Raw genomic sequence first — 462 nt, forward strand, 5'->3', positions numbered from 1 at the left:
CTTCAACCCGTATGGGAAGCTCCCCTACCCATCATTGCTGATGCCGTAGCTTCGGTAGTAAGTTTTAGCCCCGGAAATCTTCGGCGCAGGATCACTCGACCAGTGAGCTATTACGCACTCTTTGAATGAGTGGCTGCTTCTAAGCCAACATCCTGGTTGTCTGTGCAATCCCACATCCTTTACCACTTAACTTACATTTAGGGACCTTAGCTGACGATCTGGGCTGTTGCCCTTTCGACTATGAATCTTATCACCCACAGTCTGACTCCCAAGTATAAGATGACGGCATTCGGAGTTTGATAGTCTTCGGTAGGTGCAATACCCCCTAGGACATTCAGTGCTCTACCTCCGTATCTCTCACCTTGAGGCTAGCCCTAAAGCTATTTCGGGGAGAACCAGCTATCTCCGGGCTCGATTGGAATTTCACCGCTACCCACAAGTCATCCCCGAGCTTTTCAACGC

At 50.0% G+C, this 462-nt stretch carries 1 rRNA gene; it reads right to left on the bottom strand.

What is annotated here, in order from left to right:
- Nucleotides 1–462 (bottom strand): 23S ribosomal RNA (locus KGF39_RS19495); the annotation flags it as partial.

Source organism: Clostridioides sp. ZZV14-6345, assembly GCF_020657775.1.
Taxonomy (GTDB): Bacteria; Bacillota; Clostridia; order Peptostreptococcales; family Peptostreptococcaceae; genus Clostridioides; species Clostridioides difficile_D.